Here is a 10687-nt window from a genome sequence, read left to right on the forward strand (position 1 = left end):
CGCTCGACCTGTGCTGGGTCGTGGGAGACGAGAAGGACTGTCCGGCTACCACGCAATGCCGCTATCGATTGCTCGACCTTGTCCCGGCTCTGTTCGTCAAGCGCGCTGGTGGGCTCGTCCAGAAGCAGACCCGCCGGTTCCAAGGCCAACGCCCGTGCAAGGCACAGGCGCTGCCGCTGCCCTGCGGACAGGGTCTGGGCCGGGGAATCCAGCCTGTCGGAGACCTCCTTCCACAATCCGGCCTCGCGCAGCGCCTGTTCCGCTCGTTCCTGGAGGGTTTCCCGAGGAGCCCGCAGGACGTGCCGGAGGCCAAAGAGGGCGTTGTCGAGGATGCTGCCTCCGAAAACGACCGGTGTCTGGGGTACGAGCACGATCTTGGCCCTGAGATCGGCGTCTCCCTTGCCCGGCGCGATCTGCCGTTCCAGCACCTTCAAGTCACCGTCGCGGGTGAGCCCGGTCGGGAGCAGGTCGACCAGAGCACGCAGGACGGTGGACTTGCCGGCGCCCGATGGCCCGCACAGACCGGTGGTGGATCCGCGCTCAAGGCCGAAGGAGACGGGGCCGACCAGGGTCTTGTCGCGGCTGAGCACCCGCAGCTGACGCACGGTGATTACGTTGTCCATCGCTCTCCTTCGAAGCGGTTGCGCAGCGCGAACGCCGCGCTGAGGAGTACTGCAGTGATCAGGACGAGGACCATGGCACTCCCCCATGCCTGGGTGACTGCCTGGGGGTCACCCGAGTCCTGGGAGAGGGTGAAGATGTGGGTGGGCAGTGCCTGGACCGGGGATTCCACGATTCCGCTCGGGAGGGCGGGAGCTCCGAAGAAGACGGTGGCGGTGAACAGCAGTGGGGCGGTTTCTCCTGCCGCGCGGGCCAGACCGAGGAGCAGGCCGGTGACCGTGGCGGGCCAGGCGTAGGGAACGACGACCGAGCGGATGAGCTGCGCGCGCGTCAGCCCCAACGACAGCGCGCTCTCGGTCAGTTCCGGTGGCATGCTCCGTACGCGGGCCGAGGTCGCCAGGGCGATCACGGGGATGACGACAGGGACGAGCACAATGGCTCCCGCCAACCAGGACCGGCCCCATCCCATGGTGCTGGACAAGATGACGAACCCGGCCAGCCCCAGCAGGATCGTCGGCGCTCCGCCCAGAACGACTGTCAGCGTCTGCAGTAGACGTGAGATGCGCTCGGATGCGTGAACGCCGATCAGGATGCCTGCGCCGAAGCCGAGCGGGAGTGCGATCAACCCCGTCGTGACGATGAGCAGCAGGGTGCCGACGATCTGGTCGCGTACGCCTCCACCCGCTGCGCCTGTTGCCGAGCTGAACCAGAACGATGGGTTGAACGCGGCACTTCCTCGCGTCACCAAGAGGGCGAGCATGCCGAGAAGGAGTGCGGTGGGCAGAAGCAGCGCTCCCAGGCGCATCACTCTGGCTAGACGATCGCGCTGCACACGCATCCGGGTCGTGCTGCGGTACGACGAGGTTCCCTTGTCCGTCGTACCGGCCTTTTGGCCTCGTGTGCCCCAGATCGTTGCCGCGGCCACCAGCGCCAGGAGGATGACACCCAGTCCGCACAGCGCAGCGAAGTAGGGACCGGACGTGCCGGCCAGCACCGGCTCGGGACCTGCCAGCTTCGTCGTCAGTGTCTGCCCGGGATGCACCAGCGATTCGAGGAACCCGTCGAAACTGGTGGGCAGTCGTCCGTCGGCTCTGCCCACCACCAAGAACACGGCGATGGCTTCGCCGAGCGCGCGGGCCAGGCCCAGCAGGACGGCGGAGCGCATGCCGGGTCGCGCGAGCGGCAGCACTGCGGAGCGGATGACCTCGCGACGGGTGAGGCCGAGTGAGAAGGCCGTCTCGCGATAGCGGTCGGGCACTGCGGTGAGTGCGTCGACGCTCACCGCCACGATCGTCGGCGTGATCATGACCGCGAGGACGATCCCAGCAGCGAACAGACTGTCCCCGCCGGGTACGTCACCGATCCAGGCGATGACGGGGCGGACGACCATGATGCCGATCAGGCCGTAGACGATGGACGGAACGGCGGCTAGCAACTCAACGCACATGCGCAACGGCCGGCCCAGGCGTGGCGGCAGGTACTCCGACAGTGCGAGAGCCGCTCCCCAGCTGACGGGTACGGCCAGGACGAGAGCGATGACGCAGACGACGGCCGTGCCGTAGATCATGGAGAGGCCGCCGTATGCGGCGTTGGGAGGGCTCCAGGAGGCGTCGGTCAGCAGTGTCAGCCAGTCGACTGCGCCGCTGCTGATGCCCGCGACGAGATACCCCACGACAACGAGGAGCAGGGCTGCCACGGCGAACACCCCGGCGCCCGTCCAGCTCCAGATCCACTTCGACGGGCGGGGCCGTACCTTGGCGTCAGGTGGCACGGAATCTCGCGCCAGAGTGGTGGTCATCGGCTACTTACCGATTTCCTTGAGCGTCAAATAGCCGTGCTTGGTCATCAACTTCTGACCCTTGGCGGTCAGGACGTAGTCAATGAACTTCTTGGCCGTCCCCTCCGGCTTCCCGTCCGTGATGAAGTAGAGCGGTCGGGACATCGGGTACTTGCCGGAGGCGATGTTCTTGGGCGTCGCACCGATGCCGTCCAGGGTGACCACTGCCAAGTCCTTGTGCCCCTCGACGAAGCTGGTGGACAGCGGTGCCACCGACCCGGGGGTCGACTTCAGCTTGTTGCGGGTTTCGAGGTTGCCGCCCACAATCGCGAAGTTGTCCGACTTCGGCGGAGCCGGGGCCTTCTTGTCGCCGTAGATGTACTTGTCGAGTACCTCACGGGTTCCGCGGCCGGGTTCCTTGTCGTAGACGAAGACCTTGAGGTCCGGTCCACCGACTTCGGACCAGTTGGCGATCTTCCCTTCGAACAGGTCCCGTACCTGATCCACTGTGAGGTTCTTGACGCCGGCATCGGCGACCTTCTTGGTGACGATGATGCCGACCGCGTCCGAACCGATCTGTGTGGAGCGGAAGTCGGTGTCGGGACTGGCGGCCTTGTCCTCGGCCGCGAGAGGCTTCGAACTCATCGCGATCTTGATCTGGCCCGCAGCGAGTTGGGAGATTCCGCCGGCGGAACCGCCCTGGGTGGCTACGGTCATGTCGAGCCCGTCAGCCTTTAGGGCCTCGGCTGCGTCCGCGGCCACCGGGGCTACCGTGGTCGAACCGCTGACCTGCAGTGCGCCCGACCCTCCTGCTCCACCATCGGCGCAGGCCGTGGCGAGGGATGCGACCACCAGAGCGGTTGAGGTGATATAGGCGAGGCGACGCTTCGTGCTGAACATCAGAGGGGCCTTTCTGTCTTCGTGCGGTACCACGGCATGGATAAGGGCATGGGTGTGCGACATCTCGAGGTCCTCCCTGGAGCGGTCACCGAGGTGACGGCTGGAGGGGGACCGGTCAGACGAAGCTCTGCGGCGACAGGCGCACACCTTTGCCGTCCGTGCCGTTGCTGATGTTCATCTCTCTCTTGCAGAACGAGACGAGGCGGCCGGGCGGGAGCGGGTACAAGGACAGCGGAACGCGGGCATCGGCTGGGGCCGACACCAAGATGGGTTTGGGTATGAACATGTCAGATCCTTAGGGATGGCGGTGCCCTGAAGGGAGTACGCGGGCAGCAGAAACCCCGGAGGGCGGCTGCCTGCGCAGGCTGCAGACGGATCTGGAGCGGTACGGAAGGGACGGCGCCGGTCCGCGCCGTCGTGCGGCTGTGATGCCGTCGGCTCGAGGCCCTCGGCACCCGTGATGGCGGGGCACTCCTCCTTAGCGGCTGAAGGTGATCCAGGCGTGGCCGAACGCGGCCAGGTGGACGTGGAGTCCGTCGGCTTCCTGCGTGGTACGCAGGGCGCCCCGGACGAAGTGGGCCTGCTGACCTGCGACTTCGGGCAACAGGACATCCAGGCTCGCCGAGATGGCGTCGCCGGACGGGTTGTGCAGGCAGAGCACCTGGCACGAGCGGTCGGGCGACTCCCGAAGGACCGCCCACACGCCGCCCGCTGCGGCGAGCGGTCGCACGGTCGAGTCGTCCGCGAAGGCGGACACGATGGTGGGCGGCAGCGGACAGTCTGGCTGTTCGGCAGGGCCCTGGAGGGTGGCCTGCAGCGACGCGAGCAATGCGGGGACCGCGTTCGCAGTACGACTTGAGGCGACGGTCGGGGTGGAGGGACTCACAGCAGCGGCCTTCCTGTCATGGCGGATCCGGGCTTGTGTCCCAGCAGGTGCAGGACCGTTGGGGCGACGTCGGCGAGCGTTGCCTGTTCGGGCAGTGCGGCCGTGGCCTCCTCGTGGGCGGGCACCACGACGAGGGGCACTGGGTGGGTGGTGTGGCCGCCGTAGGGACGGGTGGTTCCGTCGGGCGCTTGTTTGGTCATCTTCTCGGCGTTGCCGTGGTCTCCCACGAGCAGCAGCCACCGGCCCGATTGGGCGGCTGCGGCCACGATCCGCGCCACGGCGGCGTCGGTGTATTCGCACGCTTTGACTGTGGCCGTGTAGTCGCCGGTGTGGCCGACGACGTCGATGTTGGCGAGGTTGGCGACAACGAGGTCGACGTCGGTGCGAGCCGCGGCATCCAGGACAGCATCCGTGACCCGGTCCAGGTTCATCTCCGGGCGAGCCTTGTAGTCAGGGGCGCCGGAGCCGGTGATACGGACGTGTTCCTCGACGCCGCGCACCGTGCTGTCGCGTCCGTTGATGTAGTAGGTGACGTGCTCGAACTTCTCGGCCTCGGCGATGCGCACGCTGCGCACGCCTGCGGCGGTGAGCTCGTCCGCCAGTCCTCCCGAGGCATCGGCCCGCTGCACCAGGGCCGGGATGTCGGCACGGGTGTCGTACTGGGCCAAGCTGAGGGTGTCCACCGTGCGTCCGGTGGCGGCCAGGTGGTCCAACAGGCGGTCGGCGAGCTGCTGGATGCGGTCGCTGCGGAAGTTGAACCACACGAGGCCGTCGCCGTCGGCGATGCGCGCTGCCGACGCGTCCCGCAGGGTGCTCGGGGCCACCCATTCATCGCCGCGTTCGGAGGCAGTCACAGCTTCGGCCGCTCTGTTCACCTCGGCGCCCACCGCGTCGGCCACCAGGTGGACGGCCTGGTCGGTCAGGTCGAGGTTGCCGGCCTTGTCCATGGCATAGCCGCGGCCGACCACGCTGGCGATCTGTCCGGTGCCGGCCTCAGCGGACAGGGCAGCTACCTGCGCCAGATAGGTCTCGGCGGTACCGTCGGCCACGTCCCGTCCATCGGTGATCGCGTGGATCCACACGCGGGGCACCTGACGGTCGGCGGCCGCGGCGAGCAGCTCGCTCAGATGCCCGACGTGCGCGTGGATCTGACCGTCCGAGCACAGACCGACCAGATGCAGGGCTCCTCCCCTGGCCGCGACCGCGTCCAGGAGCGCGGCGAAGCGAGGGTTTTCCCGAAGCTCGCCGGAGTCGATGTGCTGCTGCACCAAGAGACTGTCGTAGGGCAGAGGCCGTCCCGCTCCGATGACCATGTGGCCAATCTCGGAGTTGCCGACGGTGCCCGGCAGCAGACCTACAGCTTCCCCGGACGCGTCGGCCAGGGTGGAGGGGTGCCTGCTGGTCAGCTCGTCCAGGACCGGCGTGTGCGCGGCGTCGACCGCATTGTCGGCGCCCGGCGGGGCGTGGCCCCACCCGTCCAGCACCAGCAGGATGCCCGGTCCGCCGGGCGTGGTTTCCGGCGCGGTCACTTGGTGCTCTCCAGGGTGGGGTGGAGGGTGTCGAGGGTCTGCCAGAAGGTGGGGAAGGACTTCGCGACACAGCCCGGGTCCTTGATGACGACGCCCTCGGTACGCAGACCGGCGATGGCGAAGGTCATGGCGATGCGGTGGTCGTCGTAGGTGTCGATGGTCGCGCCGTGGGGGGTACCGCCGGTGATGTACATCGCGTCGGGGAGTTCCTCGACCTCGATGCCCATCTTGCGCAGTTCGGTGGTGACGGCGGCGATGCGGTCGCACTCCTTGACACGCAGCGAGGCGATGTTGGTGATGCGGGTGGTGCCTTCGGCGTAGGCGGCGGCGATGGCCAGGGACGGTACGACGTCGGGCATGGCCTCCATGTCGATGTCGATGCCGCGCAGCTGGCCGCCGGTCAGGGTGATCTCGTCGTCGGTGATCTGGGTGTGACAGCCCATTCGTTCGAGGGCTTCGACGAGGTGGACGTCGCCCTGGTGTGATCCGGAGCCGATCCCGGGGATGACGACGCGGCTGCCCAGGATGGCGGCGGCGGCCAGGAAGTAGGACATACCGGAGGCGTCAGGCTCGACGGTCACCTCGCCGCCGCGGGCCTGCTGGCCGGCAGGAACGGTGAAGCGGCGGTAGCCGTCGCGTTCGACGCTCACGCCCACCTCCTTCAGGGCGGCCAGCGTCATCTCGACGTACGGCTTGGAGACGAGCTCGTCCGCGATGGTGATCTCGGTGTCGCTCTCGGCGCGCAGAGCGTTGATGATCAGGCTGGAGGTGAACTGGCTGGAGACGGTGCCGTTGATGGTCGTGGCACCGCCCTTGAAGGAGCCGCCTACGACGCGGATGGGCGGGCTGCCGTTGCCGCGTACGGCGGTGGCGTCCACGCCGAGCGGCGGCAGCGCCTGCAGCAGGTCGCCCATGGGCCGCTCCTGCATGCGGGTGTTGCCCGTAATGGTCGTGGTGCCCTGGGCGTGGCCGGCCATGGAGATCAGGAAGCGCAGCGGGGTGCCTGCTCCGCCGACGAAGATGTCCTCCTTGGGGGCGCGCATGGGCTGTCCGGTGGGCGTGACATGAATGCTGGCCGCGTCGTGGTCGACGGCGCAGGTGACGTGGCCGAACGTCTCGATGGCTCGGGCGAAGTAGAGGGTGTCGTCGGACAGCAGGGCGCCGTTGATGACGGTTTCTTGGCCCGAGAGGGAGGCGATGGCCAGGTAGCGGTTGGTGTAGCTCTTGGAGCCGAGGACGTTGACGCGTTCGTCGAAGGCCGCCAGCGGCAGCACGGTTACCTCTTCAGCCTTCAGGCGCGGGTCGGGTGTCGCGTTCATAGGGTCCTCCGTGGGGTTGTGCGGATGCTGGCCTTGGGGCAGGTCAGGCTTTGACGACGCGGCAGGCGAAGCACTTGTAGGCCTGCTGGCCGGAGAGGTTGTCGTAGTACTGGTCGTCGGGCAGCGTGTTGGCCGCCTCATAGCGCGGGTCGTCGAAGAGGTCGCCGACCTTCTGTGCGGGGCCGAAGGTGTTGGGGACGAACACGGTGTCGGGCCGGATGCCGTCCCAGAAGAGTGCGGTGCCCGTCACGACGCCCCTGGGGCTTTCCACCCGTACGTCGTCACCGTCGGCGATGCCCGCGCGCTGGGCCGTCTTCGGATGGATCTGGATGAAGCGGACGCCGTTGAGCTGCTTGCCGGTGGGCGTCCAGTGGGTCATCTCGGCGAAGTGCACGACGCTGGGGCGGCCCGTCATGCCCATCAGCGGGAAGGTGCGGTGGACATCACCGTTGCCGGCTACTCCCAGGCGCACCGGGTGGGTGAGCGCTTGGGGGTTGATCGGGTTGGTGACCAGCTTCTTGCTGTAGGCCACGGTGGGGTGAGCGCCGGTGACCTCGGGGTGGGTATAGAAGATTGGGAGTGCCGCGTGTCCGGTCGCCGACAGGCTCTTCTCCAGTGCGGCGGTGGTGATTTCGACTTTGCCACTGGGGGTGAGGAATCGTTTGCCGCGATGCGCCTCGTCCAGGTCTTCCGCGGCCTGGTACCAGCTGGGGTGGTCGAGGTAGAGGGTGCTGACCCCGGGGTGCTCAGGCGTGGGGCACGGCCAGCGCAATGGCTCGGTGCGCTTACTCATGCGCTCGCGCGTCATGCCGCCGGCCCCCGGCGTGTGCTTCACGAAGTCGGCCCACAGGTTCTTGTAGTCCATCCACCGCTCGGGGAAGGCGTCGCGCCATTCCTTCGCGGGGCGGTGGGTGTCGAGGTCGGCCAGTGCGTGGGCGAGACCGATCCAGATTTCGTAGTCGGGCCGTGACTGGCCGACGCGATCGACGACTTGGTCCTGCCAGCGAATGGCACGGTCGTCGCGGCGCATGTAGACGCCTTCCATCTCCAGTCCGCTGCAGACGGGCAGGATGATGTCCGCGTAGGCGGCGGGCTCTTCCATGAACAGGCCGGTGTAGACGTAGAAGTCGAGCTGCTCGAAGGCTTTGCGGACCTTGGTGGTGTTGGCGGAGGACACCAGCGGGTTGCCCTGGGTGATGACGGCACGCAGCTGGTAGGGCCGGCCGGTGAGGATGGACTCGGCGAAGTAGTCCGGGCCGACCGGCAGGGCTTCACGGCGCTCGGGTGTCTCCGCTTCCAGGGGCGGCAGGTGCAGGTCGCCGGGCCAGGTGTTGTGCATGAAGTTGCAGCCGCCGCCGGGCTTGCCGATGTTGCCGGTCACCGCGGCGAGGAAGGTGGCCACCCGGTAGGTATCGAAAGCGCCGAGTTGGTGTGAGATACCGGCGTTGCAGAAGATCGCGGCGGGTTCGGCGCCCGCGTACTCCTCGGCCATGGCCGTGATGGTGGAGGCGGGTACGCCGGTGATCTTCGCGGCCCAGGCGGGCGTGTACCGGTGCTTGGCCAGGTGGGCGCGCAGCTCGTCGAAGCCGGTTACCCAACGGTCGATGAACGCCCGGTCGTACAGGCGCTGTTCGACGATGTGGTGCAGCATGCCCAGCAGCAGGGCGAGGTCGGTGTGCGGCTTGGGCGATACCCACCGGTCCGCGGCGGCGCCGGTCGGCGTCAGGCGGGGGTCGACGACGGTAAGCGTGGCCTTGGTCTTCTTGCGTTCGCGCAGCAGGTAGTCGAAGGTCACCGGGTGGGTCTCGGCCTGGTTCGTGCCCAGGAACAAGTAGTGCCGGGCGGATCCGAGGTCGTCCTTGCCCGTGGCACCGTCGATGCCGTAGCCGTTGGTGAAGTTGCCCAGGCCGAAGGTGGCCGCCAGGGCGTTGCCTCCGGCGTCGTTGCAGACCGGGCCCACGTCGGTGTTGTTCGGACTGCCCAGCATGGCGAACAAACGGCCCACCAGAGAGCCGGTGCCGCGCGGCATACGGCCGGTGGTGCGGTTGGCGATCGCGTGCACCTGGCCGGCGTCGCGCAGGTGCAGCAGCTTTCGGGCGATGGTGCGGTAGGCCTCGTCCCAACTGATCGCCTCGAACTTGGAGTTCGCCGCGCCCTTCTTGCCCGAGACACGACGTAACGGCGTGGTGAGGCGCTCCTTGTTGTAGACCAGCTCCGGCATCATCTCGGCCTTGACGCAAAGCTGGCCGTTCTGGACGGGGTCGCCGTCCTCACCGCGGACGGCAAGGATCCGGTCGGCCTTGAGGTCAACATTGAGGCGGCAGTTGGAGTTGCAGAACTGGCAGGCCGTGGCCACCGTCCGGTCCGGGGTCAGGGCCGCCGACTGATCGGTGAAGCTCGCGCCCGGAACGCTGCTCGCGGCATCGGGGCCGCCGGACTCCGTGGCGCTGGCCGCCACCAGCGGCAGCAGTACAGGGGCGCCGAAGCCGGCACTGCCGACAACGCTGCCCCGGACGAATCCTCTTCGGGAGATCCCATGCTGGTCGTGCTTCATGCGCGTGAAAGATCCTTCAGCCTGGTGTGGGGGCAAGGCGGGCATGGCGGTGCCCGCGGCCGTGCGCACTCGGGGTGCACGGCCGTGTCAGAACAGAGGCAGCGAACGAGGTTGCGTCAGACGGCGTGCTGGGCCGGCAGAGTGCTCGCCGAGTTCCGCACCGCGCTGAGGAAGGTCGTCAGGATCGCGTGCTCGGCGCCGGGAGCAGATGACAGTTCGGGCTGGAAGAGGCTGCCCATGAAGAACGGGTGACCGGCGAGCTCCAGAGCGCGCGGCGCGCCGTCGCTGTCCCAGGCGCTGATCTGCAGGGAGCCCTGGCTGGCCGCGCCCATGAAGTCGGCCGTCAGCCCGTATTCGCAGTGGAACACCTCATCTACGTTGGTCGTGCCGTAGATCGAGGCAAGCAACGAGTCCTCCTTGACCGTCAGAGGAGCCTTCTCCCCGCGGAAGGAACACGTCAGGGGCGTGACCAGCGGCAGGAGCTTCTCCGGGTCCTCATCCACGCCCTCCGCCTCGGGAAGGTGCAGCACGTTCTGCGCGTGCTCGATGAGGGCGCTGAAGAACCCGCCGCAGGTACCGAGGAAGGGCAGTGCGTTCTCACGGGCGTGGCGGACGGCGACGTGCACGCCCTTCTGGTTGAGGTACGGCGCACCGGGGACCACCCAGATGCCGTCGAACCCGTCGAGCCGGGAGGCATCGTGGATGTCGACCGTCGGAACCCACTCCGTGATCACGTCCCACTGCTCACGCATGGCATCGATCTTGGGGTGAGACGGCTCATCGTGGTTGCCGCGGTCGCCCACCAGGGCAAGGCGAGGCTGGGCAGTGTCTGACATCATTTCCCCTTCAAAGATTGCAGGCCGGGCATGAGACAGCCGTCGCCAGCGACCGTCCCAGCCTTGTAAAACCGCAGCAAACAGTGCGCCGACCGCACGGCCGCTGCGTTCTGGTGGGTGTGATGAAGCGTCAGGAACCGCGCCGCCACAGCACGGTTGAAGGGTGAATAGGACGCACTTTGGCGCCTACGGCAAGACCGGGCACATCGATGAGCCAACCGTCTGCCTGTCGGATCCGTGCAACGTCTTTCAGCCCCCCCTGGCA

Annotated in this window: 9 protein-coding genes; all 9 read right to left on the reverse strand. The window is 67.7% G+C overall.

Annotation, left to right across the window (positions count from 1 at the left end; translation table 11 throughout):
* The coding region (locus ACQKIP_RS28775; RefSeq protein ID WP_427744531.1) for a phosphate ABC transporter ATP-binding protein at window positions 1-623 on the reverse strand (623 nt) is incomplete at its 3' end.
* Window positions 611-2419, reverse strand: coding sequence for a phosphate ABC transporter permease subunit PstC (gene pstC, locus ACQKIP_RS28780; RefSeq protein ID WP_365865498.1), 1809 nt, complete (start codon window positions 2417-2419; stop codon window positions 611-613). The genes pstC and ACQKIP_RS28775, both read right to left, overlap by 13 nt.
* Before the next feature lie 3 nt (window positions 2420-2422).
* Complete coding sequence (locus tag ACQKIP_RS28785; protein WP_365865500.1) at window positions 2423-3361, reverse strand: phosphate ABC transporter substrate-binding protein; 939 nt, start codon at window positions 3359-3361, stop codon at window positions 2423-2425.
* 52 nt (window positions 3362-3413) lie between these two features.
* The gene (locus ACQKIP_RS28790; protein WP_365865502.1) at window positions 3414-3584 is read right to left on the reverse strand and encodes a hypothetical protein; all 171 of its coding nucleotides are present in this window, start codon (window positions 3582-3584) and stop codon (window positions 3414-3416) included.
* Window positions 3585-3776: 192 nt separating this feature from the next.
* Complete coding sequence (locus ACQKIP_RS28795; protein WP_365865504.1) at window positions 3777-4184, reverse strand: hypothetical protein; 408 nt, start codon at window positions 4182-4184, stop codon at window positions 3777-3779.
* Window positions 4181-5713: a 2,3-bisphosphoglycerate-independent phosphoglycerate mutase gene (gpmI, locus tag ACQKIP_RS28800; protein ID WP_365865506.1), complete on the reverse strand. Its 1533-nt coding sequence runs from the start codon at window positions 5711-5713 to the stop codon at window positions 4181-4183. The genes ACQKIP_RS28795 and gpmI overlap by 4 nt, the downstream gene beginning before the upstream one ends.
* Window positions 5710-7032, reverse strand: a complete 1323-nt coding sequence (gene aroA / locus ACQKIP_RS28805; RefSeq protein WP_365865508.1) for a 3-phosphoshikimate 1-carboxyvinyltransferase — start codon at window positions 7030-7032, stop codon at window positions 5710-5712. The genes gpmI and aroA overlap by 4 nt, the downstream gene beginning before the upstream one ends.
* A gap of 43 nt (window positions 7033-7075) precedes the next feature.
* Window positions 7076-9586 (reverse strand): molybdopterin-containing oxidoreductase family protein, encoded by a 2511-nt coding sequence (locus tag ACQKIP_RS28810; RefSeq protein WP_365865510.1) that lies wholly within the window; start codon window positions 9584-9586, stop codon window positions 7076-7078.
* A 116-nt stretch (window positions 9587-9702) separates the two neighbouring features.
* Window positions 9703-10422 (reverse strand): glutamine amidotransferase-related protein, encoded by a 720-nt coding sequence (locus ACQKIP_RS28815; RefSeq protein WP_427744534.1) that lies wholly within the window; start codon window positions 10420-10422, stop codon window positions 9703-9705.
* Between the last annotated feature and the right edge of the window lie 265 nt (window positions 10423-10687).

Source organism: Streptomyces sp. NPDC059900, from assembly GCF_050270335.1.
Taxonomy (GTDB): domain Bacteria; phylum Actinomycetota; class Actinomycetes; order Streptomycetales; family Streptomycetaceae; genus Streptomyces.

Coding starts and splice junctions, on each gene's coding strand:
- pstC (WP_365865498.1), bottom strand. CDS start 2,419: ATGACCACCACTCTGGCGCGAGATTCCGTGCCACCTGACGCCAAGGTA.
- ACQKIP_RS28785 (WP_365865500.1), bottom strand. CDS start 3,361: ATGTCGCACACCCATGCCCTTATCCATGCCGTGGTACCGCACGAAGAC.
- aroA (WP_365865508.1), bottom strand. CDS start 7,032: ATGAACGCGACACCCGACCCGCGCCTGAAGGCTGAAGAGGTAACCGTG.
- ACQKIP_RS28810 (WP_365865510.1), bottom strand. CDS start 9,586: ATGAAGCACGACCAGCATGGGATCTCCCGAAGAGGATTCGTCCGGGGC.
- ACQKIP_RS28790 (WP_365865502.1), bottom strand. CDS start 3,584: ATGTTCATACCCAAACCCATCTTGGTGTCGGCCCCAGCCGATGCCCGC.
- ACQKIP_RS28815 (WP_427744534.1), bottom strand. CDS start 10,422: ATGTCAGACACTGCCCAGCCTCGCCTTGCCCTGGTGGGCGACCGCGGC.